Raw genomic sequence first — 25,276 nt, 5'->3', positions numbered from 1 at the left:
CGAGTCGTCGGCGGGGTCGGTCGCGCCGCTCGCCCGCCGTATCGCCGCGGCGACCCGCGCGACGCTCCAACCGCTCGCCATCGTAGACGGTCGCGATGCCGCAATCGCGTCGCCGGAGAACCTCCGAGCGCTCGAAACCGAAGCGCGAGCCCGACTGAACGACGTCGTCGCCGCGGCCGCGAGAGACGCCGTGGAATCCGGAGGAACCGTCCAAACCGGCGAGCCCGCGGCCGAACTGCTGGCACACGTCGAACGGGTGGGGGCCGACGCGGTTGTCCTCGATGTCGCGGGGGCCGGCGGCGGAACCCGGCGAACCCGGCGCACGGAACACCGCGCCGGCGGGGTCGTCGCCAGTCGAGTCGTCCGCCACGCGGGAGTTCCGGTTCTCGTCGTCCCGAGCGGGAGTAACGGTGCAAAACGCTGAACTAGTTTTTAGAAGTTCCATTCAATTTATACGTCCCCACTACTCAGGGTAGCGTGTTGATTGTACGTTCAGTCAGCCGCCGTTCGGCGTGGACGTACGACCGCGTTCGTCTCTCCCCCATCCCCACCGGCGGACGCGATTCAACATCCGCACTCCACCACCCCTCTACACTCCATGAAACTCTCACGTGCACTCGTGGTCTTGCTGGTCGTCTTGGTCGCCGTACCGAGCCCAGCGATGGCCGGTATCGTCGGCGAACCGAACCTTCAGGCGTACGCGCCGAGCAACAAACTCGTTCCCGGGCAGGAGACCTCCCTGAATGTCGTCGTAACTAACTACGGCGGCGACAGCGAATACCGGAAGTTCTCCTCGGCCGAAAGCGCCGCGTCGCTGAGCGACCAGCAGCGCTCGGCGCTCGAAGCCCAGGTCAAATCGACGCGGAACGTCAGGCTCACACTCGAATCCGGTGACGCGCCGGTCGAGGTGAACACCGCGACACTCCCGGTCGGCGACATCCCGCACGCGACCCAGCGGGACGCCTCGTTCTCCGTCTCAGTCAAGGAGAACGCCACGCCGGGGACCTACGAGATGACGCTCGTCGCGAAGTACGAACACGACTCGTCCGTCCGCGACGACGGTGACGTGCAGAACGAAGAGGAGAACACCGAAGAGATTCCCGTGACCGTCGTTGTCGAGCAGGCCCCGCGCTTCGAGGTCGTCTCCGTGAACACGACCGCGCAGGTCGGCGGCAGCGGGACGACCACCGTCACGATGCGCAACGTCGGGACGCTCCCCGCGTTCGACTCCTCCGTCACCGCGACCTCGCAGAACCCCTCGATAACGTTCGGTCAGTCCGCCTCCGCGACTCGGTACGCCGGTTCGTGGGGCGTCAACGAGACGCGCCGGATTGAATACGAGACGAGCGTCGCGTCCAGCGCCGCCGTCCAGCAGTACGCTCTCTCGCTGGGGGTGAGCTACGAGGACGAAGACGGCGTCGCCAAGCAGTCGAAGAATATCGCCACCGGCGTGAGGCCGGTGGCCGAACAGGAGTTCTCCATCGACGCCGAGCAGTCGACGCTCCGCGTCGGCCGCGAGACCACCGTCAGCGGAACGCTCACGAACGACGGCCCGCAAACGGCTCGCGACGCCGTGCTCACTATCTCCTCGAAGTCGCCGAACACGAACATCAAGGAGACCGAGTACGCGCTCGGCACCCTCGGAGTCGGCGAGTCCTCGGACTTCTCGTTCTCGGTCGAAGTGACCGACTCTGCGGACGCCGGCCAGCGGCAACTGAGCTACACGGTTGAGTACCGAAACTCCGAGGGCGACACCCAGCAGTCGAAGTCTCTCCTGATGAACGCCGAGGTGAAACCAAAGCAGAACCTCTTCGGCGTGACCACGAAGAACGGGAGCATCGAGGCGGGCGGCTCGCAGACCGTCACGCTCGTCGTGACCAACAACGGCGACGAGACCTACCGCAACATCGACGCCAAAGCCTTCGCCGACAGCCCGCTGTCGCTTACCGACGACACCGCGTTCATCCAAGAACTCGGCCCCGGCGAGTCAACCGAGATTCCCCTCGAACTGAGCGTCGGTTCCTCGGCCAACCCGAAGGTCTACTCCTTCGACATCGACTTCCAGTACGAAAACGAGGACGGCGAGCGCAAGCTCTCCGACCAGTATCCGGTCGCTATCGACGTCACCGAAGCGAGTGGCGGCGGCGGCCTCTCGATGCCCCTCGTCGGCGGTCTCGTCGTCGTCGGACTCGGCGTCGTCGGCTTCCTCTGGTACCGCCGCTAACCGCCCCACTTTCCCCCCACAATGATAGACTACGAAGTGTACGTCGACCGCCTCGGCGGGTTCATCGTCGAGAACCCCGGGAGAGTCGTGGCGCTGTTCTTCGTGCTGACGCTCGTCTTCGGGGCCGGACTCGGAAACATCTCGACCGACTCCGGCACCTCGCAGTTCACCGAGGACTCGCCCGCACAGGAAGCCCTCGACGACGTCAACCGGGAGTTCTCACCCGCGTTCGAGACGAGTTCGGGGAGCACCCAACTCATCCAACGGGACGATAACGTCCTCTCGAAACCGGCGATGCTCGACATGTTGCGGCTCCAAGAGCGCATCTTGAGCCGGCCCGACCTCCGGGCGACCTCCGCGTCGAGCGTCGCGTCCACGGTCGCCCAGACGCTCGACCCGTCGGCGACGACCATCGACGAACAGATAGACGCGCTCGAATCGGCCTCGCCGAGCGAGGTCCGCGCCGCGGCCAAGCAGGCGACCGCGAGCCCGCAGGTCTCGTCGCTCCTGAGCGACGACTTCAACCGCCAGTCCGTCGAGGCTTCCTCGACTATCGGCGTCGTGAGTCACGAGGTTCCCGGCCTCTCGTCGAGCGCCGGCACCTCCGGAACCAGCCCGATGACGGGCATCCAAGAGGAGATTCAAACGATGACTTCCGTCTCGGACAGCGACATCCGCGTGTTCGGGAGCGGCATCATCTCCAGCGAGTTGGGCAACGTCATCGCCGACTCGCTCTTACTCGTGGTTCCGGCGGCGGTGCTCCTCATCTTCGGGTTCCTCGTCGTCGCCTACCGCGACCCCATCGACCTGCTCCTCGGCGTCGTCTCGCTCATCATCGCCGTCGTCTGGACGTTCGGGTTCATGGGCCTCGCGGGTATCGCGTTTAGCCAGATGCTCATCGCGGTGCCGCCGCTGTTGCTCGCGGTCGGCATCGACTTCGGGCTTCACGCGGTGAACCGCTACCGCGAAGAGCGCGTCAAAGACCTCGCGCCGGTCCCCTCGATGCGGACCACCATCAAACAGCTCTCGGTCGCGTTCTTCATCGTCACCGGCACGACGGTCCTCGGGTTCCTCGCGAACGCCACGAGTGACCTCGCGCCCATCCGCGACTTCGGTCTCGTCGCGGCGGTCGGCATCATCTTCACGTTCCTCGTCTTCGGGGTGTTCCTCCCCGCGGCGAAGCTCTACGCGGACGAACTCCGCGAAAAGTACAACGTCCCCGAGTTCGCCTCCCAACCCCTCGGAAGCGAGGGCGGCCTGCTCGCGCGGGTCCTGTCGGGTGGCGTCATCATCGGTCGGAAGGCCCCGCGGGCGTTCCTCGTGGTCATCCTGCTCACGACGGTCGTCGCCGGCGCGTACGGGACCGGCGTCGATACGACGTTCTCCCAGGAGGACTTCCTTCCGCCGGAGGACCAACCCGCTTACCTCCAACAGCTCCCAGAGCCGTTCAAACCCGGCGTCTACACCGTCACGAAAGACCTGAACTTCCTCGAAGACAACTTCGAGAGCACGCAGGGTGACAGCGTGACAATATACGTCGAGGGACAGTTACGGCAGGACTCGTCCCTCGAGATGATTCACCGCGCCGGCGAGGACCCGCCGGAGTCGTTCGTCACCGACGACCGGCGTGCGGAGACGACGAGCATCGTCACAGTCATCCAGAGCTACGCGGAACAGAACCCTGAGTTCGCCGCGCTCGTCGCCCGGAACGACGCCGACGGTAACGGCGTCCCGGACGACAACCTTGAGACGATATACGACGAACTCCTCAGTTCGCCGGTCTCCGACCAGGCGTCGTCGTACATCACAGAGGACTACCGCAAGACTCGCGTGGTCTACACCGTTGAGGGCGACGCCACACAGGACGCCATCGTCGCAGACGGGAAACTCGTCGCCGAGCGTCTCCGTATGGACGCCACGGCGACCGGGAGCACCGTCGTCTTCAAGGGAGTCTCCGACACGATCTTCCTGTCGGCCATCGAGAGCCTCGCCGTCGCGCTCGCCGCGACCGCGCTGTTCCTGGTGTTTATCTACCAGATGCTTGAAGGACAGTGGACGCTCGGCGTGGTGAACCTCGTGCCAATCATCGTCTCCATTGCGCTCCTCGCCGGGACGATGCGCTATCTCGGCATCCCGCTGAACGCGTTGACGGCGACGATTCTCGCTATCGCCATCGGGCTGGGCATCGACTACTCGGCCCACGTGGTCCACCGGTTCGCCGACGAGTACAACGCCGAAGGCCACGACCTCGACGAGGCGCTTCGGCTGACCGTCGGCGGGACCGGGGGTGCACTCACCGGGAGTATGCTCACCACGACCACGGGCCTCGGCGTCCTCGCCATCGCCATCACCCCCGTCCTCGGACAGTTCGGGGTCGTGACCGCGCTGAGTATCTTCTACTCGTATCTCACCGCGCTCCTCGTCACGCCCTCGGCCATCGTCCTCTGGGAGCGGTTGACCCAGCAGGACACCGCCACCGCGGCACCAACGTCCCCCTGACGCATCGCCTTCCAACCCCCACGCTGACGCACCGCCTTCCCAAATTCAGTTTGCCCCTGCCCCGGCCCCCACGCCCGCATCGCTCGCAGACCAGCCCACACGGACGAACCGCACGCCAAACAGCCCGCGAGGAACCGCGCGTCGAGCAGCCCGCGACGAATCGCACGCGACCTGACGCCGACTCCCACGACACACCACGAACGGAACCCTCATGAGCGAGAATCAATCGAGTCCACGTATGTCCGCACTCACGAAGGTCCGCCCCTGGATCGCCGCGATACTCGGGCTGGCGATTACCGGACTCGGCCACCTGTACCTGCGGCGCTGGCGACGGGCCGCGATGTGGGTGCTTCTCACCCTCGCGGTGTCCGCGCTGTTTGTCCCCCCGGAGGCGCTCGAATCACTGTCCAACGCCGGGACGATGCCGCCGTCGGAGTTCGTATCGGTTCTCACGGAACTGCTTCCCATCCTCGCGGTGAGCCTCGTGAGCGTCCTCGACGCCTTCTTCATCGGCCTACAGCAGGCCGCCGAGGCTCAGGCGGAGGCGGACCGCGATGCCGCCGAAGCCGACGACTCGGCGGCGGCCGTTTCCGACCCCAACTCGGACGCCGTCACGTGCCCCGAATGCGGCCGCGAGGTCGACGCCGACCTCGATTTCTGCCATTGGTGTACCACCCGCCTCGACGAACCAACTGACGACTGAGAACCCCAACGAGACACATCATGGACGACGACCGAATCGACACCGGCCGAAGCGAGACCGAGCAGGCGATTATGGACGCCACGCTCCGGGCGCTCGCGAAACACGGCTACGCCGACCTCTCGATAAAGAACATCGGCACGGAGTTCGAAAAGAGCACCTCGCTTCTGTACTACCACTACGAGAACAAAGACGAACTCCTGCTCGCGTTCCTCGACTACATCATCGACCTGTTCGTCGAGACCATCGACCCGGAGGCCGACGACCCCGACACCGAGCTTCGCGACTTCGTCGAGTACGTCCTCCCCCCGGAGGGTAACCTTTCGACCTGCGAGTCGGTCCCTTCCGGCGTTCCGGAGGTGGTCGCGGACAACGGCAGCGTTGACCCGTTCCAGCGGGCCATCTTCGAACTCCGCACGCAGACCGTCCACGACGAGCAGTACCGAAAGAAGTTCCGGCGCATGGAGACGCACATGGTCGAGACGGTCGCGACGCTCATCGCTCGGGAGATGGAGTCGGGTCACTACCGCGAGATGAACGCCGAGATGATGGCCGAGAATCTGATGGCCTTCCTCTTTCGGAGCCTGGACGTGCGCGTCACCGGGACGCGGCTCGAATCGGCGTACGCGATGCGCGACTCGGTGTACTTCCTTCTCGACAACGTGATGCCGAAAGGGAGCCACCCGGGCGAGGCCGCCGCGCGAGACGCCGACGGTAATGACGCGGACTACGACGCGTAACCCGCGTCGCCGCGCCGAACAAACTCCTTATCGCTCGTCGTTCTCGACGAAGTCCACGACCGCCTGTGCCCCCTGGAAGCCGTCGGCGAGGCGGTCGACGAGTTCGCCGTCCTCGAACAGGAGGAGCGTCGGGACGCTCCGAATCGTGTACCGCTCTGCGATCGACATGTCCGTTTGCGGATTTATCATCGCGACGACTACGTCGGTCGCCTTCGCGACGTTGCCCAGCACCGGCTCGATGCTCTGGCACAGCGTGCAGCCCTTGGTGTAGATGTCGAGGAGGACGCGGTCGTGCTCGTCAACGAGGGCGTCGAGCTCCTCGGCGGTCTCGATCCGGACCGGCTTCATCGCCTCGGTAGCGGGCTCTGTCGAACTCATTGACGAGAATACGTAACCATAGTTATTATGATTTTGGTGAGATTGTGTATCACACCACAATTCGGCAGCGAGCGACGGTGACTCGGCCTGTCACGCGAGGGGGCTTTCGTGATGTTTAAGTAATGCCCCCGTCTCGTAACGGATGCAATCGATGTAGGGGAATGTCGTCCCCGAGTCCGGAAGGGCGAAACTAACACGACCGAAGTGTTGCGGTAGCCAAGCCTGGCCCAAGGCGCTGGGTTGCTAACTCAGTGGCGTCAAGCCCCCGGGGTTCGAATCCCCGCCGCAACGCTCACAACACGACTTCCAAAGTCATGAGTGCAGAAGAACCACAGGACGGCTCTCCGGAGGAGGAAGAGGACCTCCGTTACTTCATCCGAATTGGTCAGACCGACCTTGACGGAACGAAGACGGTAGAGCGCAGTCTGACGGACATGAAGGGTATCGGCAAGCGCACAGCGCGCATCATCGCCGACGCCGCGGAAGTGAACCGAACGGCGCTGTTCGGTAAGCTCCCCGAAGACGAGATCGACTCCGTTGTCGATGTCGTCGAGAACTTCGAGGACCACGCCCCCGAGTGGATGGCAAACCGACGGAAGGACTTCTTCTCCGGTGAGACCGACCACATCACGGGTTCGGACCTCGAAGAAAAGCGGCGGCATGATATCAACCGCATGAAGATGATCAGCTCCTACAAGGGCGTTCGACACCAGCGCGGCCAGAAGGTTCGCGGCCAGCGGACGAAGTCCACTGGACGTACCGAAGGCACCATCGGTGTCAACGTCGAGGAGATCAAGGAGGCGCAGGCTGAAGAATGACGACGGGTAACAACACCAAGTTCTACGAGACCCCGAACCACCCGTTCCAGGGCGAGCGTATCGCGCAGGAATCGGACCTCCTCTCTCGGTACGGTCTCAAGAACAAGGAAGAACTCTGGCGCGCGCAGTCCGAACTGCGCAACCTCCGCCGCGAGGCGCGACGCCTCCTCGGCGAGGCCCAGGGTGACGTCGAAGAAGCCGAGTCGCTCGGTGCCGAGTTCATGGCGCGCATGCGCCGCTACGGCATCCTCTCTGCGGAGGACGACATCTCCCAGACGCTGCGTCTCGACGTGACCGACATCCTCGAACGTCGGTTCCAGACGGTCGCCTACCGCAAGGGGCTCGCACAGACGCCCCAGCAGGCCCGTCAGTTCATCGTCCACGGTCACGTGACCGTCGACGGTGCTCGGACGACCGTCCCCTCCCGCAAGGTCGAGGTCGACGAAGAGGACACCGTGGCGTTCGACGAGACGTCGAAGCTCGCGGATGAACTGCACCCTGAGCGCGCGGAGGCCCAAGAATGAGCGAATCCGAAACCGGTGACAAGTGGGGCATCGCCCACGTTCACGCATCGTTCAACAACACGCTCATCACGGTGACTGACATCACGGGCGCCGAGACGATCGTCAAGTCGTCCGGCGGTTCCGTCGTCAAGCAGAACCGTGACGAGGCATCTCCGTACGCGGCCATGCAGATGGCAGAGAGCGTCGCCGACCAGATCAAGGCGGCCGGTATCGCCGGTCTGCACGTCCGCGTCCGCGGTCCCGGTGGCAACGGTAACAAGAGCCCCGGACCCGGCGCACAGGCAACGATTCGCGCCCTCGCTCGCGCCGGTCTCGAGATCGGTCGCATCGAGGACGTGACGCCGATTCCGCACGACGGAACTCGCGCGCCGAAAAACAGCCGACTCTAACACACCATGGTAAACGACTTCCAGGTCGAGTTCATCGAACGCGAAGACCGACGCGCCCGTTTCGTCGCGCGCGGTCTGACCCCGGCGCTAGCCAACGGCATTCGCCGGGCGATGGTCGCCGACGTGCCGACGTTCTCCATCGACACCGTTCGGTTCGTGGAGAACACCTCGGTCATGTTCGACGAGATGATCGGGCTTCGTCTCGGTCTGGTTCCGTTGACCACGCCTCTCGACGACTTCGAGCCCGGTGACACCGTCACCGTCGCGCTCGAAGTCGACGGGCCGGCAACCGCCTACTCCGGGGACATCGAATCCGCGGACGACATGGTCGTCCCGGCGGACGAGAACATCCCCATCATCGAGCTGAAGGAGGGCCAGCGCCTCGAGTTCGAGGCCGACGCCGTCCTCGGCTACGGAAAGGACCACGCCAAGAACCAAGGCGGGGTCGCCGTCGGCTACCGACACCTCCAGCGCGTGGAGGTCGTCGGCGACGCCGGCGAGTTCGATGAACAGGAACCGAACATTCTCCGCGGCGTCATCGAAGAGGCCGCGGCGGAGCACGCCGAGGGGGACGCCGAAGACGGCGACCTCGTCGCGACAGAGACGTTCGGGAACGACCTGACGGAGCGGTACCCCGGTAAAGAGGTCGAAGTACACGACGTGCCCGGAGCGTTCGTCTTCAGTGTGGAGACGGACGGTTCGTTCGACGTCGACGAGCTCGTGACCCGCGCTGTCGCCTCCTTGGGTGACCGCGCGGCCGAGCTCGAAGAGAAGGTCGCACTGTAAGAATGAATACTGCCCCGTCTCAACACCGACGTTCGCCCGCCCCACGAGGGGTTACAGCCACCGATAGCGTGGCGTGTGACTCCCTCACGGCGGCGGGTCGGACCGAAGGTGTTTTTACGGGGCATGAAGTACAGCGGAATGCTTGCAGGGATAGCCAAGTCTGGCCAACGGCGCAGCGTTCAGGGCGCTGTCTCATAGGAGTCCGCAGGTTCAAATCCTGCTCCCTGCACTCCGCTTTCTCTCTGGAGGTAGACAATGAGTAAGACGAACCCGAGACTCAACAGTCTCATCGCCGAGCTGAAGGCGGTCTCGCGTGAGTCCGGTGCCAACGTCTGGCAGGATGTCGCGGACCGTCTCGAAAAGCCACGGCGCACCCACGCGGAAGTCAACCTTGGTCGTATCGAACGATACGCTCAGGAAGACGAGACCGTCGTCGTGCCCGGCAAGGTGCTGGGTAGCGGTGTGCTGCAGAAGAACGTCACAGTCGCGGCCGTGGACTTCTCGTCCACCGCTCGAAAGAAGATCGAGCAGGTCGGCGACACCGTGACGCTAGAACAACTCGCTGAACAGAACCCCGACGGGTCCAACGTACGGGTGATCCGATGAGCCTCGCAGAATTCGACGCAGACGTCGTCGTCGACGCTCGAAACTGCATCGTCGGCCGCGTCGCCTCGGAGGTCGCACAGCGCGCCCTCGCAGGCGAGACGGTCGCCGTCGTCAACGCGGAAGACGCCGTCATCACGGGCTCGGAACAGGACGTGATGGCTAAGTACAGAAAGCGCGTCGAAGTCGGTTCGGACCAGGGTCCGTACTACCCGAAGCGTCCCGACCGCATCTTCAAGCGTGCCATCCGCGGCATGCTTCCGTACAAGAAGCCCCGCGGCCGCGAGGCGCTCTCGAACGTCCGCGTCTACGTCGGCAATCCGTACGACGAAGACGGCGAGATGCTCGAAGACACCTCGCTGGACCGACTTTCGAACATCAAGTTCATCTCGCTCGGAGAGGTCTCCGAGAAGCTGGGTGCTAACGTCACATGGTAACGAACACGTCCGGTAAGAAGAAGACCGCAATCGCCCGCGCCACCGTGCGCGAGGGCGAAGGTCGAGTCCGAATCAACTCCCAGCCGGTCGAGCTGGTCGAGCCGGAGATGGCCCGCCTCAAGATGCTGGAACCGTTCCGCATCGCAGGCGAGGACCTCCGCTCGCAGGTCGACATCGACGTGCGCGTCAACGGCGGCGGCGTGGCCGGTCAGGCCGACGCAGTCCGCACCGCGCTCGCTCGTGGCCTGGTGCAGTACCTGAACGACGCGGAGCTTCGCGACGCGTACATGGAGTTCGACCGCTCGCTTCTGGTCAACGACGTTCGCCAGTCCGAACCCAAGAAGTGGGGCGGACCGGGCGCACGCGCTCGTTACCAGAAGTCCTACCGCTGAGGTGATCTAACCATGATGATTCCCGTCCGGTGTTTCACCTGCGGCACAGTGATCGGCGAACACTGGGACGAGTTCAAAGCCCGTGCTCGCGAGGGAGACGAGGACCCCGCTGACGTCCTCGACGACCTCGGGGTCACCCGTGCTTGCTGCCGGCGGATGATGGTGTCGCACAAGGACCTCGTGGACGTCGTATCTCCCTACCAATGATTCAACGATACAACCGATACGAGAAGGCACGCATCCTCGGCGCACGAGCGCTGCAGGTATCCTACGGCGCGCCCGTACTCGTCGATTCGGAACAGACCGAACCGATATTAATCGCCGCTGAGGAGTACGACGCAGGTGTACTTCCGTTCACCGTCAAACGAGAGGGTAAGTGACAACATGACTCGAATCACATCCGTAGCTCTGCGCCGCGTGCTCGACTCCCGTGGGAACCCGACGGTCGAAGCCGACGTGCTCACCGAATCCGGTGGGTTCGGTCGCGCTGCGGCCCCGAGCGGGGCGTCCACCGGCGAGTACGAGGCAATCGAACTGCCGCCGACCGAAGCCATCGCCGCCGCGCGGCGACACGCCGTTCCCCGACTCGTGGACGAGGTCCACGCGGGCAACCAGCGCGAGGTCGACGCGACGCTCCGCGCCGCAGACGGCTCCGAGAACTTCTCGGAAATCGGCGCGAACAGCGCGGTCGCCATCTCGATGGCGGCCGCGAAGGCCGGTGCCGACGTGCTCGGTGCACCCCTGTACCAGCACCTCGGCGGCGCGTTCCGCGGCGACAACTTCCCGACGCCGCTCGGGAACGTCATCGGTGGCGGTGAACACGCCAAGGAAGCGACGAACATCCAGGAGTTCCTCGCCGCGCCCGTCGGCGCGCCGAGCGTCTCCGAAGCCGTCTTCGCCAACGCGAAGGTCCACGCCCGCGCGTCCGAGATTCTCGACGAGCGCGGCGTGCCCGCCGCGAAGGGCGACGAGGGTGCGTGGGCACCGCCGGTTTCGGACGCCGACGCGTTCGAAATCATGTCCGAAGCGGTCTCCGACGTCGAGGACGAACTCGGCTTCGAGATTCGCTTCGGCCTCGACATCGCGGCCTCGGAGATGTTCGAAGACGGCGTCTACCACTACGGTGACGAGACGAAGACGACGGACGAGCAGATCGACTACGTCGCCGAGATGGTCGACGAGTACGACCTCGTCTACGTCGAAGACCCCCTCGACGAGAACGACTACGAGGGCTTCGCGGAACTCACAGAGCGCGTGGGCGACCGCACGCTCATCTGCGGTGACGACCTGTTCGTCACCAACGTCGACCGTCTGCAGGACGGCATCGACGTGGGCGCCGCGAACTCCATCCTCATCAAGCCGAACCAGATCGGGACGCTGACCGACGCGTTCGACGCCGTCGAACTCGCCTCCCGAAACGGGATGGACGCCGTCATCTCTCACCGCTCCGGTGAGACGGAAGACGCGACCATCGCACACCTCGCCGTCGCAACCGACGCGCCGTTCATCAAGACTGGCACGGTGCAGGGCGAGCGAACCGCCAAACTGAACGAACTCATCCGCATCGCGGACGACGCAGTATGAGCGACAACGAAAACGACGCGGTGGAGGTCGCCGACGAGGAACCCGAGACGGAGACCGAAGCGGTCACCGAGACGGAACCCGCCGAGGCCGCCACCGAAGACGAGACAGCAGAGACCGCTGAGGCGGCCGACGAAGCCGCCGAAGCCGAAGAAGCAGAGCCGGAACCGGCCTTCGACGAGGACGTTATGCCCGACGAAGACGCCGACCTGCTCATCCCGGTCGAGGACTACCTGGCCGCCGGTGTCCACATCGGTACCCAGCAGAAGACCAAGGACATGGTCCGGTTCATCCACCGTGTCCGCGACGACGGGCTCTACGTGCTCGACGTCAGCCAGACGGACTCGCGAATCCGTACCGCCGCGGACTTCCTCGCGAACTACAGTCCGGAGCAGATTCTGGTCACGTCCTCGCGCCAGTACGGTCGCTTCCCGGCCGAGAAGTTCGCCGACGCCGTCGGCGCTCGCGCCCGCACGGGCCGCTTCATCCCGGGAACCCTGACGAACCCCGACTACGCCGGCTACATCGAACCCGACGTGGTCGTCGTCACCGACCCGATTGGTGACGCGCAGGCCGTCAAGGAGGCCATCACGGTCGGCATCCCGGTCATCGCGATGTGCGACTCCAACAACCAGACGTCGAACGTCGACCTCGTCGTCCCGACGAACAACAAGGGTCGACGCGCGCTGTCGGTCGTCTACTGGCTCCTCGCCAACGAGACGCTCGACCGCCGCGGCTCCGACACCGTCTACGCCCTCGAAGACTTCGAGGCCGAACTGTAGTCTGGGACGACCTTTCGATTCGACTTTTCTGACGCCCGCCCGGTGAGCGGCGGCGCTTTCGCCCGATTCGATGCAGTCACGACGCCGCCGACCGCGCGTCGGGTCGATGCCACGCGAGACCACAGCCCGAGTCCGCCACAAACGGTTTTGTGCGTTGTTCCCATAGCTAACCACATGAGTAAACTCCTCCACCAACTCACCGTGACCGAACTCGCGGACCGACTCGACGCGGGTGATTCGTTCACCGTGGTCGACACGCGACCACCGGAGAGCTTCGACGCGTGGCACATCGAGGGCGCGGTCAACGTCCCGTTCCACCCCGTCGACGGACTCGGCGGCGACTGGGACTGGGACCGCGTCGACGACCTCGCCGAGGAAGGGCCGGTCGTCGCCATCTGCGGGAAAGGGCTGTCTTCGACGTCGTTCGGCTTCGAACTCGCGGCGCGGGGATACGACGAGGTTGAGGTCGTCAAAGGCGGCATGGAGGACTGGAGCAAACTGTACGAGGTGGTCGAACTCGACACCGGCAACGACGACCTGTTCGTCGCGCAGGTCCAGCGGCGCGCGGAGGGCTGTCTCGGCTACGTCGTCGGCTCGCGGTCGGCCCGCGAGGCGGTCGTCGTGGACCCGACCCGGCAGGTCCACGAGTTCGAACTCGTCGCCGCTGACGCCGGTATGACGGTCTCGGGTGTGCTCGACACGCACGTCCACGCCGACCACGTCTCGGGCGGCCGGGCCCTCGCCGACCGACTCGGCGTGCCGTACTACCTCGGTTCGGAGGCGACGGACCGCGATGTTGCATACGAGTTCACCGCGCTCGACGACGGCGAGACGCTGACCGTCGGCGACTACGATATCGAAGCGATTCACGCGCCGGGCCACACCTCGGACATGACGAACTACCTCGTCGACGGTCGGTTCCTCTGCACCGGCGACACGTTGTTCGTCGAGTCGGTCGGCCGGACGGAGCTCCAGTTCGGCGACGCCGACGCGGCGACGGGCGCGGAACTCCTCTACGAGACGCTCCACGACACGCTGTTGTCGCTCCCCGACGAGACGCGCGTCCTCCCCGGCCACGTCTCAGTCGGGACGGACGGGCGCTACGGCGTCGCCGCACCGGGCGAGCTCGTGAGCGCGACGCTCGGCGACCTGCGCGCGGACCTCGACCTCCTGTCGATGGACGAGTCGGCGTTCGTCGACCGCGTGGCCGGGGACACGCCCGAGAAGCCGGTGAACTACGAGCGCGTCATCGCTATCAACACCGGACGGGCCTCGATCGGCGACGAGGAGGAGGCGACCGAACTCGAACTCGGACCGAACAACTGCGCCGCCTGAGCCGACCGTCGGACTTCTGCTCGCGATTCAGGGCGGTTCGAGTCGGATCGGGGCGACTCAGGGGAGTTCCACCACGCCCAATCGACCTTCGAACAGGTCGTGGTCGAACCACGCCATGTGACGGTCGCTGTAGCGAATTTTCGGGCCGAGCGACAGCGAGTTCCGTGCCCGGTCGAGGTCGGTGACACCGACGAGGAACGCGCACGGTCCCTCGCCGACCTCGTCGATGCGCTCCCCGAGCGCGCCGCCACCGGGTTCGCACAGGGCGAGTGGCGTGCCGGGAACGGCGGCGAACTCGGAGAACGGGCCGTTGATATCGACCGGCGAGGGGTAGCGGTGTCGCCGGGCGAACAGCGCCGCGGTCGTCTCGCGGTCCCGGGTGGCGACGACGACGGTTTGGAGTCCGCGAACGGCGGCGTTTCGCGCGGCTTTCGGGACGCGGTAGCTCCGTGGGGTGCGGTCGCGGATGAAGAAGGGAAGTCGCTGGTCCGCGCCTTCGAAGCACATGTCCCACTCGACGAGGCGGCCGTCCGGCCGGGCGCGGGAGGCCTCGTGGGGGCCGTCGACGGGGAGGCCGGCATCGATGGCGCTTTTGGCGGTGGCGGCGGCGTCGTCAGTCTCCAGACACCACGATGCGGGGCCGGCGTCGGTCGCGAGGTGGTCTGGCCAGAAGCCAGCGTCTTCGGCGTCGGTCCCAAGCGTCGGCGCGATGAGTTCGAGGTACGACCCGTCGGGGAACGGGACGACGGCCATGTGTGTCGTTCCAGTCCCGTGCTCGCCGCCGTACGTCGGCGTGAGACCGACCTCGTTCGCGGCCGCCCGAAGTTCGTACAGTTCGGTACCACCGAACGCGACGTGGTCGATGGTTCGGTCCATACGCTCCCCACGTCAGACTCGGTATAGTGTTTAGGGGCGTCGTGTCTGCGAATCAGAGGGTTCGTTCCGCCCGACCGAAGCGTTTTGCGTCCGGCCCACCACGATACCGTATGAACCTCTTTCGGAGCGTCAAAGCGGTCGCGGACGCTTCGGCGACCGGCTCCGGCACCATCGACTGGGACGCCGTCGCCGAGGCCGCAAAAGCCGCGACCGACCCCGGTTCGCTCGACCTCTCGGAGGCGGAGCGAGCGGGGTACGCCGCGGACGTTCGCGACGCGCGCGACCGCCTTTCGACCGTCGCCGAGGTGGAGTTCGACGTGCCCGAAGTCGTCGAAGTCCAGAACCGACACCACTGGATAGACGCGAACGTGGCGACGTTCCGCCGGGTGATGCTCCCGTTCGAGGAACACGGCCCCGCGCTCCTTCCCGGTGTCACCCGCGCCGTCAACACCGGTTCGTTCGCCTTCGTCCTCTCGTTCCTCGGGAACAACGTCCTCGGGCAGTACGACCCGCTGCTCCTCGCCGAGGGCGACGACGACCACGGCCTGTACTTCGTCCACCCGAACATCCGCCGGGTCGCCGACAGCCTCGACGTGGACTACCCGCGGTTCCGCCGCTGGATTGCCTTCCACGAGGTGTCCCACGCCGCGGAGTTCGGCGCGGCCCCGTGGCTCTCGACGCACCTCGAATCGCGGATGCAACGCGGCGTCGACGCGCTCGTCGAAGGCGACCTCGACCGCGACGCGTTCCGCGAACTCGACACGGCGATGACCGCCGTCGAGGGCTACGCGGAACTGCTGATGGACCGGGCGTTCGACGACGACTACGAGGACCTCCGCCGAAAGCTCGACGAGCGACGACAGGGCGGCGGCCCAGTCGCGAAGCTCGCGCGGCGGCTCCTCGGACTCGGACTTAAGCGCCGGCAGTACGAACGCGGCGCTCGGTTCTTCGAACACGTCGCTGACGAACGCGGCGTCGCGGCCGCTTCGCGGGTGTGGGACCATCCGGAGAACTTACCGACCGACGCGGAATTGGACGCACCCGAGCGATGGATCGCGCGGGTGTCGCCCTGAGGAGACTGCAACTCCATCTTAGCATGCGTACCCGATGCCCGAGCCCTGCTCGGGTCGCGTACGTACCTTGGGTAGGACGCTGTGTTGCATCGAAGTCCCAATTCCGGTGCCCCACAGCGCTCTCCGGTGAATAACCAGGTCATTGCCCCTGCCCTGGTTACCGGCGAAAGCCCCTCCTCAGAGGACGGGTATATACTCTGCGATTCGTTCCCATACGGTTAATATGGAATATATATCTGTGTTCGAAATTCACAACAGACGATACGTCTAGCGTCGGTTCACCGCGGTGAACTCCTGGGCCCAGCGGCCCAGATACCACGTGAGGAGCCCGCCGACGGCCAGGCCGGCGAGGAGCGCGATTGCGCCCTGAACGAGCGTCGCTCCGGCTTGGACAGCGACGAGTCCGGCCGACGCGCCGACCAACAGGACGAATCCGATTTTGATTCGATTGTTGGCGAGCCGCGTCTCCTCGTCGCTCATGCTGGAACCGACCATCGTTCCTCCGAAATCACGCCGTTGGGCGGTTTTCGCGACCGCCCGCGGAGTCTATCGTCCATAGCTGTCCATTGGGTTGGGAGGGTTTGAAACCGATGTCTCACTGGAACCCACGGTCGACGCCGTCGGACTCGATGAGGTCGTCGAGGTCCGTGGACAGCAGTTCGTCAGCGTCGGCGAACTCGTCTGCGAGGTCGTCGAGGCGGTCGGGCCGGGCGTCGAACTCGTAGTCCATCGGGCCGAACGCCGGACTTTCGAGCACCTCCATCACGTCGGTGAAGAAGTCGTCGGCGGTGGTCGGCGCGTCGGCGTGGACTTTCACAGTTTCTTCGAGTCGCCGCGCCATCGACTCGGCCTGTGACTCATCTTCGGGGGGTCGCTGGACGGCGAACCGGCCGGCGTCGCTCTCGCCGTGCTCGTCACCGCGCCGGTGGGGGAACAGCGGGTCGAGGTCGTCGTCGATGCGACGGGCGACGCGAGCGCCGACGCCGCGGACCTCGTAGGGGTTCTTCGCGTACGTCTTCAGTTGGTAGACTCCGGCGTTTGGGTGGGCGAGAAAGAGGTCCTCGCCGAGGCTCCGTCGCCGGGTGCCCGCGACGGCCCGCCACGCGTCGGGGTCGCGGTCGCGGCCGTCTTCGACGACCTCCGAGAGGATGTCCTGCCAATCTCTGACGCGCATGGTTGGGCGTACCACGCGGGGGAGAAAGAGCGTGACGGTCGGGGGAATTCGTGTACGCGAACCACCACGGGACTCACACCCCACCGACGGCTATTTGGCCGCGCCTCACCGACGGTTCGGACGTGAACCTTCGCGGTCCGCTCGTCGAGGTCGGCGAGCCGCGTGACGTCGAAACGAAGTACGGCGAGCGCTCGCTGGCGGAGGTGACGCTCCGCCCCGAGCGCGGGACCGGAGAACCAGTCACCGTCACCCTCTGGGGGAAGTGGACCCACGCCGCCGAACACGCCGAGCCGGGCATGGATATCCTCGTCACCGACGCCGAGGAGTCCGAGTACCGCGGCGAGACGACGTACTCGACCGGCTCCGAGTCGTTCGTCGTCGTCGAGCCCGATTTCCTCGTCGACGTGACCGACATCCGCTCGTGGGTGCAGTGCTCGCGGATGTACTACCTGAACAAGCTCTCGGGCATCCCGCTGAACTACCCGGTGGTGAAAGGGACCATCGTCCACGACGTGTTCGGCGACCTCCTCCGCGGCCGCGACCTCGACTCGTCCATCGACGAGCGCATCGACGAGCGCGGCCTCGAACTCGGCCTGCTCGGCCGCGAGGTCGACGAAGTCGCAGACGAGGTGCGCCGCAACGCCGCCGCCATCGAAGGCTGGCTCTCGCAGGGCGTCCTCACGGACGAAGACGAGTGGCGCTCGGAGTACACCCTCATCTCGCCGACGTTCGGCATCAAGGGCCGCGCCGACGCCCTCCGGCGGGGGTCGCCCGTCGAACTCAAGACCGGCAAGAACCTCAACCGCGACCCGCGGTTCCAGGACAAGATTCAGGCCGCCTCCTACGCGCTCATCCTCGAAGAGCGGGGCGTGCCGGTCGACACGGGGACGCTCCTCTACACGAAGAACACGACGCTCGACCGCACCGAGGAATCCGGCGATCTCTCGCCTGCGAAGGACTTCTCCATCGGTCGCGGGCTCCTCGAATTCGTCGTCCGCACCCGCAACGAAATCGCGGCGATGGAACACGACGCGTCGGTGCCGACCGGCTACGAGGTGAACTCGAAGTGCGAGTACTGCTTCGAGAAGGACACCTGCATGGTTGTCTCCGGCAGACTCGACCAGGAGTCGAAAGCCGGCGCAATCGGGCAGCCGGTCCCCGAGGACGAACGCGACTACTTCGACCGGTTCTACCGCGCCGTCGAAGAAGAGCGCCGGGCGGTCCACAACGAGTACCGCAAACTCTGGGACCAGAGCGCCGAGGAGCGCGCCGACGACGACCGGGCGCTCATCGGCCTCGAACCCCTCGGCCAGACCGAGCGCCCCGACGGCACGTGGGAACTCCGAGCCAAACAGACCGACGACGCGGTGTCGAAACTCCGCGCCGGCGACGTGGCGCTCGCCAGCGACGGCCACCCCGTCGAGGGGCACGCCGAACTCGCGCGCATCGTCGAACTCGGCGACGAGATCGTCGTCACAACCGACGAACCCGTGCCGCTCCGCCGTCTCGACGTGTACCCCTCCGAACTCACCGTCGACCGCTTGCTCACCGCGCTCCACGACGCGGTGCTCAAAGGCTCGCCCGGCCGGAAAGACGTGCTGTTCGGCCGCCGCAACCCCGACTTTTCGGACCGCTCTGCGGGCCGCACGTTCATCGACAACAACGACGCGCAGGACGACGCGGTGCGCCTCGCGGTCGACGCCGACGACCTCGCGCTCATCCACGGGCCGCCGGGAACGGGCAAGACCTACACCATCGCACGGACCATCCGCGCGCTCGTCGAGGACGGCAACCGCGTCCTGCTTTCGGCCTTCACGAACCGCGCGGTCGACAACGCGCTGGAGGCCCTGCGCGACCAAGGGTTCGAAGATATCGTCCGCGTCGGCACCGAATCGGGCGTCCGCGAGGACATGCAGGACGTGCGTCTCTCACGGAGCGGCGACCCGAACGCGCTCGCCGCCGCCCTCCACGACGCGCCGGTAGTCGCCGCGACCACCGCCTCCTGCGGGTCGCGCGTGATGCGCGAGCAGTCGTTCGACGTGGCACTCGTCGACGAGGCGTCCCAGATAACCGAACCGGGGACGCTCGCCGCCGTCAATCTCGCCGACCGGTTCGTCCTCGTCGGCGACCACAAACAGCTTCCGCCGGTCGTCCGCGCCGAAAACGACCTCCAGAAATCGCTGTTCCAGCGACTCATCGAGACGTACCCCGACGCCTCGGTCATGCTCGACCGCCAGTACCGCATGTCCCAGCGGATTCAGGCCTTTGCCTCCAAGGAGTTCTACGACGGTGCGCTCCGCCCGGCGACGGGGGCCGTCGCCGCCCAACATCTCCGCGACCTCGGCGCCGACACCGCGGACCTCCCCGCAGAACTCGCGGACCAAGTCGCCTTCGTCGACCCCGACGGCCGGCGCGTCGGCAACACGAACCCCGTCGAAGCCGACCGCGTGGCCGAAGTCGTCGCCGCCTATGAGGCCGCCGGCGTCGACATCGACGACATCGGCGTCATCGCCCCGTTCCGGGCGCAGGTCGCCGAAATCTCCCGCCGAACCGACGCGACCGTGGACACGGTCGACCGGTTCCAGGGCTCCTCGAAGGAGGTCATCGTCGTCTCCTTCGTCGCCACCGGCGAGTTAGACGGCCCGCTGTTCGAGGACCACCGTCGTATCAACGTCGCCCTCACGCGGGCGAAGAAGGCGCTGTGTCTCGTCGGCGACGCCGACGCGCTCGAATCCGACCCGTTCTACGACCGGATGCTCGCGTGGGCGCGGCGGTAGGGCAGCCTCACGACCGATCGACTGTCAGTCCACGTCGATGCCGAGGTCCGCCTCGTCGTCGCCGATTTCGGCCTTGACGCGCTCGTGAAACTCCCGGAGCGCCGCGCTCTCGTCCTCGGCGAGGACCACGTCGCTCGCCGTCAGCGTGGCGAGGCCGAACGCCCGCGGCGTCGGCGACGAGACCTGGTGGCCGACCACGTCCACGTCGCCCGTTTGAATCGCCGCGACCGCGTCCTCGATGGCGTCGAGGTTCAGCTTGTCTTCGAGAATCTCGCGGTAGGTCTCTTCCATCACGGCGAACTCGTCGAGGTCCTGCGCGAACGACAGCAGCATCTCCGAGGAGACCTGCTGTTGGGCGGCGGACTTCTCGTAGCCCTTGTAGCGCTTGAGAATCATGAGCGAGCGCGTCGCGTTGATGCGGAAGTACCGCTTCAGGAGGTCCGTCCCGTCGAGGGCGGCCCGTAAGTCGTCCTCGACTTCCTCGGGTTCGAGGTCGCGGAGGACCCCCGCGAGGTCGACCTTGCGGTTGAGCGGCATCGAGAGCGAAAAGCCGTTGTCGGCGACGGCGACCTGTACGTTCGCGTTCGTCCGGCGGGCCGCGTGGTAGGCGAGGAGCCGCGAGAGGCCGTCGTTGAACCGCCGCCCGTAGGTACAGTGGACGTAGAAATGTCGGCGATAGGTGTCGCGGTCGAGTTCGGTCTCCACGACGAGTCTGTCGGGGGTCGCCACGCTCTCGGGGCCGGCGTACCTGACCTGCTCGTCGAACATCCGCGTGACGGCGCGGACGCTGTTCTCGTCGAGCGGGAACTCCCGGAGCCACGACCTGACGGCGGGCGCGCCGCCGGCGTCGAGTCGGTCCACGAGGTCGGCCTGAAACGCCGCGAGTTCGCGGCCGAGGTCGTACGAAAGCGGCAGGCGCTCGGAGAACCACGACGGGACCGTCGGGCGCTGAGAGGTGCGGTCGACGTACACCTTCGACCCGCGGCGGTAGCGGTACGCGAAGTGGTCGCCGCCGAGGACGAACACGTCGCCTTTCTCCAGCGTATCGAGGTAGCCCTCGTCGAGCGTGCCGACCCACTGGTCGGCCCCGCGGACCAGCACGTCGCAGGTGAACGAATCGGGAATCGTGCCGATGTTGGTCATGTAGATGACGCGGGCCATCCGGCCGCGTTTGCCGATGAGGGGCTCGCCCACGGGGTACTCCTCGTAGTGGTGTTCGCCGTCCGGCGGGTCGTTGGTGTCGCGCCAGATCTTCGCGTAGACGTTCTTGTCTTCGAGGCCGTCGTAGTCGGCGGTGAGATAGCGGAACAGCCGCTCGAAATCGTCATCCGAGAAGTTCCGATATGGGTAGGCCCGCCGGAGCGTCTCGCGGAGGTCCGACTCGGGACGGATGGCGTTGATGGCCATCCCGTACACCTGCTGGGCGGCCACGTCGAAGGCGTTCTCGGGGATGAACACCCGGTCGACGAACCCGGATTCGGCCTTCGAGAGCATCACCGCGCACTCGACGAGTTCGTCTCTGTCGAGGGCGATGACGCGGCCTTCGACCGTCTGGCCGAGTTGGTGGCCGGCCCGGCCGACCCGCTGGAGGAGCGCGGCGACCGACTTGGGCGAGCCGACCTGCACGACGAGGTCGATGTGGGGCATGTCGATGCCGAGTTCGAGGCTCGTGGAGGTGGTGACGACGCGCAACTCGCCCGCCTTCAGTTTCGACTCTATCTCCTGTCTGCGCTCTTTCGAGAGGCTCCCGTGGTGACAGCCGGAGTTCGACTCGTCGATGTCGTCGAACTCCTCGCGGAGGTTGTGGAGGACGCGCTCCGCGCCCGACCGCGTGTTGGTGAACACGAGCGTGTTCGTGTGCGAGGCGACGAGTTCGTGCAGGCGGTCGTAAAACCGGCTCTGGACCTCGCTTCGGGGCGTCCGAATCAGGTCGTCGGTCGGACACTCCAGTCGGACCTCGAAGTCGCGGACGAACCGCGTGTCCACGAGTTCGTAGTCGCGGGGCTCGCCGCCCTCGCAACCGACGAGGAACTCCGCGACCGTGTCGAGCGGTTCGACGGTGGCCGAACAGCCGATGCGCGTCGGCGACGACTCGGCGAGGTCTTCCAACCGCTCCAGCGACACCGACAGGTGCGTGCCGCGTTTGTTCTCCGCGAGGCTGTGAATCTCGTCGACGACGACGTACTCGACGGTTCGGAGCTTCTCTTTGAACTTCGGCGAGTTGAGCAGAATCGCCAGCGTCTCGGGGGTCGTGTTGAGGATGTGCGGCGTCTCCGAGAGCATCTTCTGGCGGTCCGCGGAGGAGGTGTCGCCGTGGCGGATGGCGTGTCTGATGTCCACCGTCTCGCCGCGGCCCTCGGCGATGTCGGCGATGCCAGAAAGCGGTTCGGTCAGGTTCCGGTGGATGTCGTTGGCGAGCGACTTCAGCGGGGAGACGTAGAGGCAGTACACCGAGTTGTCGAGGCCGTCGGGCGACTCGCGCTCGCGGCGGAACAGCTCGTTGATGATGGCGGTGAAGGAGGCGAGCGTCTTTCCCGACCCCGTCGGCGCGCAGATGAGGGCGTTGTCGCCGTCGTGGATGCGGGGAATGGCCCCGCGTTGCGGCGGGGTGAAAAAGCCGCCGTTGCCGGGGACGAACTCCCCGAACCGGTCGACCCACCACTCCTGCACGGCGGGCTCCAGCAGGTCGAGCACGTCCTCGTCGGCGACCGACACCGACTCGGGGTCGAACTCGTAGTCGCCGCCTCTCGACGCGAGAAGCGAGCGGCCGCGCCGGGTCATTACCTCGGGGTTAGCCTGTGCGGGTATGAGGGTTGTGCCTGTGGCCGCGGCGGCCGACCCAGCGAGCACAAGGACTAACGCCGCCGCCGTGGTAGCTCTGCGCATGCGCGTCACGTTCCTCGGAACCGGTAGTGCGATGCCCGTCACCGGCCGCGCCCAGACCGGGCTCCTCCTCGAATCGGACGGCAACGCCCTCCTCGTGGACTGCGGGTCGGGCGTCCTCGCCCGCCTCGCCGAGACGGAGGTCGGCTACGAGGGCGTCTCGTCGGTCCTCCTCACGCACCACCACCTCGACCACGTCTCGGACCTGATGGCGCTCGTGAAAGCCCGGTGGCTCGCCGGGCAGGACCGCCTCGAAATCGTCGGTCCGGAGGGGACCGAGAAACTCGTCGAGGGACTGCTCGACGTCCACGACTACCTCCGAGGCCGCCTCGACATCCAGATTCGGGAGGTCGGCCCGACCGAGTTCGGCGTCGCCGGCTTCGACGTGATGGGGTTCGAGGTCCGCCACTCGATGCCGACGCTCGCCTACCGCTTCAGCAACGAGCGGGGCGAGGCCGACTTCGTCTTCTCGGGAGACACCGAGGCGTTCTCCGCCCTCGGCGACTTCGCCGACGGCGCGAGCGTCCTCGCGCACGACTGCTCGTTCCCGGACGACGTGGACGTGTCGAACCATCCGACGCCGTCGCAGGTGGGCGAGGCGCTCGCCGGGTGGGACATCGACTCGGTCTACCTGACGCACCTCTACCCGCACGCCGACCGCGTCACCGACGACCTGCGGGCGAGCGTGAGCGAACACTTCGACGGCGAGGTCCGGGTCGCAAAAGACGGCTTGGTCGTCGAACTCTGAGTTCGGTTCCGACTACTCTCCGCGGATGACGGTCCCCGGCGACTCGCCGGCGACGAACGCCGACAGCCCCTCGGGGCCGAAGACGTGCGCCGGCGCGCCGAGCGCGAGCAGTTTTCTGACTTTCGCGGCCATGCCGCCGGTCACGTCGGTGGAGTCAGACCCGCCGAGCGCGTCGGCCGCGTCCGCGAACGCCGTAATCTCGGGAATCACATCGCCGTCGGCGTCGAGCACGCCGGGAACGGTCGAACAGAGGCCGACGCGGTCCGCGCCGAGGCCGGACGCGAGCGACACCACGAGGTCGTCGCCGCTGACGATGGTCGCGCCCTTTCCCGCGTGCGCGATGACATCACCATGGAGGACCGGGACGAATCCCTCGTTGAGCATCGTCTCGGTCGCCGCGAGGGGAAGCGACAGCGAGTCGTCGGCCTCGCGGGCGCCGGCCGAAAGCGGGTGGACCGGCAGGGCCGCGACGCCGCGGTCCGCGAGGGCGTCGAGGACGGCGTCGTTGAGGCGCTTCATCGCGTCGTGGATGGCACGCACGCCGCGGGCGTCGTGGCTTCCAGACTCCGAGGAGACGCCGTGTTCGGCGGCGTGGTGGTGACCGAAGCTCCCGCCGCCGTGGACGACGACGACGCGGCCCGACTCGGCGAGGGTCGCGACCGCGTCCGCCGCGGCCGCCAGACCCGCCTCGTCCACCGTCTCCGGTTCGTCCTTGTCGGTGACGACGCTCCCGCCGAGTTTGAGGACGACGAGGCTCACGCCGAGTCCCCTCCGTCTCCTTCGCGCTCGGCCTCGGGCGGCACCTCGACTCTGACGCCCTCGGTGGCGAGTTCGGCGCGGAAGGCGTCCTCGCAGCCGGGGGTGAATCGGAGCGCGGTCTGGGTCTCGGGCGTCGGGTCCAAGGAGACGATACAGCCGCCGCCGCCCGCGCCGGTCAGTTTCGCGCCGTACGCGCCGGCCTCGCGGGCGGCCCACACCATCGAGTCGAGCGAGCGAGAGGAGACGCCGAGGGCCTCCAAGAGGCCGTGGTTGAAGTTCATGAACCGGCCGAGTTCGGAGAGGAGTTCCTCGGGCGGCTCGTCGGCGTCGGGGTCCGCCTCGGCGAGCAGTTCCTCCCCTCGGCGGACGATGTCGCCGACGGTCGAGACGGTGTCGGCGGCGAAGTCGTACTCCTCGCGGAGCGCGCGGACGCCGGAGACGAGCGCGCCGGTGTCGCCCGCGCCACCGTCGAAGCCGATGACGAACGGGAGGGGTGGCGCGTCGATGGTCCGGCAGTCGTCGCCCTCGACGCGGACGGCCCCGCCCATCGCGGAGCAGAAGGTGTCGGCGCGGGACGCCTGTCCGTCTTGGACCTCGTGTTCGGCTTGGTAGGCGCGTTCCGCGATTTCGCGGGGCGTAAGTTCGACGCCGAGTTCGCGGGTCGCGGCGTCGATGCCGGCGACGACGACGGCCGCGGAGGAGCCGAGGCCGGCCCCGAGCGGGATGTCGCTTTCGACGGTGATGTCGAAGCCGGCGTCGGGCGCGTCGGCGGCGTCGCGGGCCTGGTCGACCGCGGCG

27 protein-coding genes and 2 tRNA genes are annotated in these 25,276 nt (G+C 66.4%); 22 read left to right on the top strand and 7 right to left on the bottom strand.

Translation table 11 applies throughout. The features are described from left to right. From NKF06_RS11175 to NKF06_RS11155, 5 genes are all read left to right on the top strand, one after another. Positions 1-424, top strand: a 424-nt coding sequence (locus tag NKF06_RS11175; protein WP_253245418.1) for a universal stress protein, incomplete at its 5' end; no start/stop codon positions are given. A 174-nt stretch (positions 425-598) separates the two neighbouring features. Further along, on the top strand, positions 599-2,224 hold the full coding sequence (locus NKF06_RS11170; RefSeq protein WP_253245417.1) for a sialidase-1: 1,626 nt from the start codon (positions 599-601) through the stop codon (positions 2,222-2,224). 21 nt (positions 2,225-2,245) lie between these two features. After that, positions 2,246-4,723, top strand: a complete 2,478-nt coding sequence (locus NKF06_RS11165; RefSeq protein WP_058828288.1) for an MMPL family transporter — start codon at positions 2,246-2,248, stop codon at positions 4,721-4,723. A 238-nt stretch (positions 4,724-4,961) separates the two neighbouring features. Next, positions 4,962-5,426, top strand: coding sequence for a zinc ribbon domain-containing protein (locus NKF06_RS11160; protein WP_253245416.1), 465 nt, complete (start codon positions 4,962-4,964; stop codon positions 5,424-5,426). A gap of 20 nt (positions 5,427-5,446) precedes the next feature. Further along, positions 5,447-6,163 (top strand): TetR/AcrR family transcriptional regulator, encoded by a 717-nt coding sequence (locus tag NKF06_RS11155; RefSeq protein WP_058828290.1) that lies wholly within the window; start codon positions 5,447-5,449, stop codon positions 6,161-6,163. Positions 6,164-6,190: 27 nt separating this feature from the next. Here the strand turns inward: NKF06_RS11155 and NKF06_RS11150 are convergent, their stop codons facing one another. Next, a complete protein-coding gene (locus NKF06_RS11150; protein WP_253245415.1) occupies positions 6,191-6,541 on the bottom strand; it encodes a thioredoxin family protein in 351 nt (116 codons plus the stop codon). A gap of 206 nt (positions 6,542-6,747) precedes the next feature. Here NKF06_RS11150 and NKF06_RS11145 point away from each other — a divergent pair. The 14 genes from NKF06_RS11145 to NKF06_RS11080 all read left to right on the top strand — a co-directional run bounded on the left by NKF06_RS11145 (position 6,748) and on the right by NKF06_RS11080 (position 14,188). Continuing rightward, positions 6,748-6,832: transfer RNA gene (locus NKF06_RS11145), tRNA-Ser, on the top strand. Positions 6,833-6,855: 23 nt separating this feature from the next. Next, a complete protein-coding gene (locus NKF06_RS11140) occupies positions 6,856-7,359 on the top strand; it encodes a 30S ribosomal protein S13 (RefSeq protein WP_004969358.1) in 504 nt (167 codons plus the stop codon). Next, a complete protein-coding gene (locus tag NKF06_RS11135; RefSeq protein ID WP_004043028.1) occupies positions 7,356-7,883 on the top strand; it encodes a 30S ribosomal protein S4 in 528 nt (175 codons plus the stop codon). The genes NKF06_RS11140 and NKF06_RS11135 overlap by 4 nt, the downstream gene beginning before the upstream one ends. Then, positions 7,880-8,272, top strand: coding sequence for a 30S ribosomal protein S11 (locus NKF06_RS11130; RefSeq protein ID WP_004043027.1), 393 nt, complete (start codon positions 7,880-7,882; stop codon positions 8,270-8,272). The genes NKF06_RS11135 and NKF06_RS11130 overlap by 4 nt, the downstream gene beginning before the upstream one ends. Positions 8,273-8,278: 6 nt before the next feature. Beyond that, positions 8,279-9,058 (top strand): DNA-directed RNA polymerase subunit D, encoded by a 780-nt coding sequence (locus NKF06_RS11125; protein WP_004061327.1) that lies wholly within the window; start codon positions 8,279-8,281, stop codon positions 9,056-9,058. 144 nt (positions 9,059-9,202) lie between these two features. Then, a tRNA-Leu gene (locus tag NKF06_RS11120) sits at positions 9,203-9,287 on the top strand. Between the two features lie 26 nt (positions 9,288-9,313). Beyond that, positions 9,314-9,664: a 50S ribosomal protein L18e gene (locus NKF06_RS11115; RefSeq protein WP_004043025.1), complete on the top strand. Its 351-nt coding sequence runs from the start codon at positions 9,314-9,316 to the stop codon at positions 9,662-9,664. Next, positions 9,661-10,098: a 50S ribosomal protein L13 gene (locus tag NKF06_RS11110; protein ID WP_004974520.1), complete on the top strand. Its 438-nt coding sequence runs from the start codon at positions 9,661-9,663 to the stop codon at positions 10,096-10,098. The genes NKF06_RS11115 and NKF06_RS11110 overlap by 4 nt, the downstream gene beginning before the upstream one ends. After that, positions 10,092-10,490: a 30S ribosomal protein S9 gene (locus tag NKF06_RS11105; RefSeq protein ID WP_004043023.1), complete on the top strand. Its 399-nt coding sequence runs from the start codon at positions 10,092-10,094 to the stop codon at positions 10,488-10,490. The genes NKF06_RS11110 and NKF06_RS11105 overlap by 7 nt, the downstream gene beginning before the upstream one ends. A gap of 12 nt (positions 10,491-10,502) precedes the next feature. Beyond that, positions 10,503-10,697 carry a DNA-directed RNA polymerase subunit N gene (locus NKF06_RS11100; RefSeq protein ID WP_004061330.1) on the top strand — a complete coding sequence of 65 codons (195 nt, stop codon included), beginning with the start codon at positions 10,503-10,505 and terminating at the stop codon, positions 10,695-10,697. Then, positions 10,694-10,870 carry a DNA-directed RNA polymerase subunit K gene (locus NKF06_RS11095; protein ID WP_008094957.1) on the top strand — a complete coding sequence of 59 codons (177 nt, stop codon included), beginning with the start codon at positions 10,694-10,696 and terminating at the stop codon, positions 10,868-10,870. Before NKF06_RS11100 ends, NKF06_RS11095 begins: the two co-directional genes overlap by 4 nt. Before the next feature lie 4 nt (positions 10,871-10,874). Next, entirely contained in the window at positions 10,875-12,074 is a 1,200-nt protein-coding gene (eno, locus tag NKF06_RS11090) for a phosphopyruvate hydratase (RefSeq protein WP_004974537.1), read from the top strand. After that, positions 12,071-12,853, top strand: a complete 783-nt coding sequence (gene rpsB, locus NKF06_RS11085) for a 30S ribosomal protein S2 (protein WP_058828292.1) — start codon at positions 12,071-12,073, stop codon at positions 12,851-12,853. The genes eno and rpsB overlap by 4 nt, the downstream gene beginning before the upstream one ends. Positions 12,854-13,027: 174 nt before the next feature. Then, positions 13,028-14,188, top strand: a complete 1,161-nt coding sequence (locus NKF06_RS11080) for a rhodanese-like domain-containing protein (RefSeq protein WP_253245414.1) — start codon at positions 13,028-13,030, stop codon at positions 14,186-14,188. A 57-nt stretch (positions 14,189-14,245) separates the two neighbouring features. On the opposite strand, the gene NKF06_RS11075 is transcribed toward NKF06_RS11080, so the two are convergent. Next, positions 14,246-15,064, bottom strand: coding sequence for a VOC family protein (locus tag NKF06_RS11075; protein WP_253245413.1), 819 nt, complete (start codon positions 15,062-15,064; stop codon positions 14,246-14,248). Positions 15,065-15,174: 110 nt separating this feature from the next. Between NKF06_RS11075 and NKF06_RS11070 the strand changes: the two genes are divergently transcribed. Continuing rightward, complete coding sequence (locus NKF06_RS11070; RefSeq protein ID WP_253245412.1) at positions 15,175-16,137, top strand: zinc-dependent metalloprotease; 963 nt, start codon at positions 15,175-15,177, stop codon at positions 16,135-16,137. A 267-nt stretch (positions 16,138-16,404) separates the two neighbouring features. On the opposite strand, the gene NKF06_RS11065 is transcribed toward NKF06_RS11070, so the two are convergent. Further along, complete coding sequence (locus NKF06_RS11065; RefSeq protein WP_058828296.1) at positions 16,405-16,632, bottom strand: hypothetical protein; 228 nt, start codon at positions 16,630-16,632, stop codon at positions 16,405-16,407. 100 nt (positions 16,633-16,732) lie between these two features. After that, complete coding sequence (locus tag NKF06_RS11060) at positions 16,733-17,311, bottom strand: hypothetical protein (RefSeq protein WP_253245411.1); 579 nt, start codon at positions 17,309-17,311, stop codon at positions 16,733-16,735. Between the two features lie 122 nt (positions 17,312-17,433). On the opposite strand from NKF06_RS11060, the gene NKF06_RS11055 reads away from it, so the two are divergent. Beyond that, positions 17,434-20,088: an AAA domain-containing protein gene (locus tag NKF06_RS11055; RefSeq protein WP_253245410.1), complete on the top strand. Its 2,655-nt coding sequence runs from the start codon at positions 17,434-17,436 to the stop codon at positions 20,086-20,088. A gap of 24 nt (positions 20,089-20,112) precedes the next feature. On the opposite strand, the gene NKF06_RS11050 is transcribed toward NKF06_RS11055, so the two are convergent. Next, the gene (locus tag NKF06_RS11050) at positions 20,113-22,869 is read right to left on the bottom strand and encodes an ATP-dependent helicase (protein WP_253245409.1); all 2,757 of its coding nucleotides are present in this window, start codon (positions 22,867-22,869) and stop codon (positions 20,113-20,115) included. A gap of 103 nt (positions 22,870-22,972) precedes the next feature. On the opposite strand from NKF06_RS11050, the gene NKF06_RS11045 reads away from it, so the two are divergent. Continuing rightward, positions 22,973-23,719 carry an MBL fold metallo-hydrolase gene (locus NKF06_RS11045; RefSeq protein ID WP_058828300.1) on the top strand — a complete coding sequence of 249 codons (747 nt, stop codon included), beginning with the start codon at positions 22,973-22,975 and terminating at the stop codon, positions 23,717-23,719. A 12-nt stretch (positions 23,720-23,731) separates the two neighbouring features. On the opposite strand, the gene NKF06_RS11040 is transcribed toward NKF06_RS11045, so the two are convergent. Together NKF06_RS11040 and mvk are read right to left on the bottom strand one after the other, a co-directional pair. Beyond that, positions 23,732-24,478, bottom strand: coding sequence for an isopentenyl phosphate kinase (locus tag NKF06_RS11040; protein ID WP_253245408.1), 747 nt, complete (start codon positions 24,476-24,478; stop codon positions 23,732-23,734). Next, positions 24,475-25,276, bottom strand: an 802-nt coding sequence (mvk, locus tag NKF06_RS11035; RefSeq protein WP_253245407.1) for a mevalonate kinase, incomplete at its 5' end; no start/stop codon positions are given. The genes mvk and NKF06_RS11040, both read right to left, overlap by 4 nt.

The sequence above is a fragment of the Haloferax sp. AB510 genome (assembly GCF_024136985.1).
Classification (GTDB): Archaea; Halobacteriota; Halobacteria; order Halobacteriales; family Haloferacaceae; genus Haloferax.
This window is presented reverse-complemented; position numbering and strand designations above follow the sequence as displayed.

Excerpts from the sequence above, each read along its gene's own strand:
- NKF06_RS11170 (WP_253245417.1), top strand. The coding sequence starts at position 599 with ATGAAACTCTCACGTGCACTCGTGGTCTTGCTGGTCGTCTTGGTCGCC.
- NKF06_RS11165 (WP_058828288.1), top strand. The coding sequence starts at position 2,246 with ATGATAGACTACGAAGTGTACGTCGACCGCCTCGGCGGGTTCATCGTC.
- NKF06_RS11160 (WP_253245416.1), top strand. The coding sequence starts at position 4,962 with ATGTCCGCACTCACGAAGGTCCGCCCCTGGATCGCCGCGATACTCGGG.
- NKF06_RS11155 (WP_058828290.1), top strand. The coding sequence starts at position 5,447 with ATGGACGACGACCGAATCGACACCGGCCGAAGCGAGACCGAGCAGGCG.
- NKF06_RS11150 (WP_253245415.1), bottom strand. The coding sequence starts at position 6,541 with ATGAGTTCGACAGAGCCCGCTACCGAGGCGATGAAGCCGGTCCGGATC.
- NKF06_RS11140 (WP_004969358.1), top strand. The coding sequence starts at position 6,856 with ATGAGTGCAGAAGAACCACAGGACGGCTCTCCGGAGGAGGAAGAGGAC.
- NKF06_RS11135 (WP_004043028.1), top strand. The coding sequence starts at position 7,356 with ATGACGACGGGTAACAACACCAAGTTCTACGAGACCCCGAACCACCCG.
- NKF06_RS11130 (WP_004043027.1), top strand. The coding sequence starts at position 7,880 with ATGAGCGAATCCGAAACCGGTGACAAGTGGGGCATCGCCCACGTTCAC.
- NKF06_RS11125 (WP_004061327.1), top strand. The coding sequence starts at position 8,279 with ATGGTAAACGACTTCCAGGTCGAGTTCATCGAACGCGAAGACCGACGC.
- NKF06_RS11115 (WP_004043025.1), top strand. The coding sequence starts at position 9,314 with ATGAGTAAGACGAACCCGAGACTCAACAGTCTCATCGCCGAGCTGAAG.
- NKF06_RS11110 (WP_004974520.1), top strand. The coding sequence starts at position 9,661 with ATGAGCCTCGCAGAATTCGACGCAGACGTCGTCGTCGACGCTCGAAAC.
- NKF06_RS11105 (WP_004043023.1), top strand. The coding sequence starts at position 10,092 with ATGGTAACGAACACGTCCGGTAAGAAGAAGACCGCAATCGCCCGCGCC.
- NKF06_RS11100 (WP_004061330.1), top strand. The coding sequence starts at position 10,503 with ATGATGATTCCCGTCCGGTGTTTCACCTGCGGCACAGTGATCGGCGAA.
- NKF06_RS11095 (WP_008094957.1), top strand. The coding sequence starts at position 10,694 with ATGATTCAACGATACAACCGATACGAGAAGGCACGCATCCTCGGCGCA.
- eno (WP_004974537.1), top strand. The coding sequence starts at position 10,875 with ATGACTCGAATCACATCCGTAGCTCTGCGCCGCGTGCTCGACTCCCGT.
- rpsB (WP_058828292.1), top strand. The coding sequence starts at position 12,071 with ATGAGCGACAACGAAAACGACGCGGTGGAGGTCGCCGACGAGGAACCC.
- NKF06_RS11080 (WP_253245414.1), top strand. The coding sequence starts at position 13,028 with ATGAGTAAACTCCTCCACCAACTCACCGTGACCGAACTCGCGGACCGA.
- NKF06_RS11075 (WP_253245413.1), bottom strand. The coding sequence starts at position 15,064 with ATGGACCGAACCATCGACCACGTCGCGTTCGGTGGTACCGAACTGTAC.
- NKF06_RS11070 (WP_253245412.1), top strand. The coding sequence starts at position 15,175 with ATGAACCTCTTTCGGAGCGTCAAAGCGGTCGCGGACGCTTCGGCGACC.
- NKF06_RS11065 (WP_058828296.1), bottom strand. The coding sequence starts at position 16,632 with ATGGTCGGTTCCAGCATGAGCGACGAGGAGACGCGGCTCGCCAACAAT.
- NKF06_RS11060 (WP_253245411.1), bottom strand. The coding sequence starts at position 17,311 with ATGCGCGTCAGAGATTGGCAGGACATCCTCTCGGAGGTCGTCGAAGAC.
- NKF06_RS11050 (WP_253245409.1), bottom strand. The coding sequence starts at position 22,869 with ATGACCCGGCGCGGCCGCTCGCTTCTCGCGTCGAGAGGCGGCGACTAC.
- NKF06_RS11045 (WP_058828300.1), top strand. The coding sequence starts at position 22,973 with ATGCGCGTCACGTTCCTCGGAACCGGTAGTGCGATGCCCGTCACCGGC.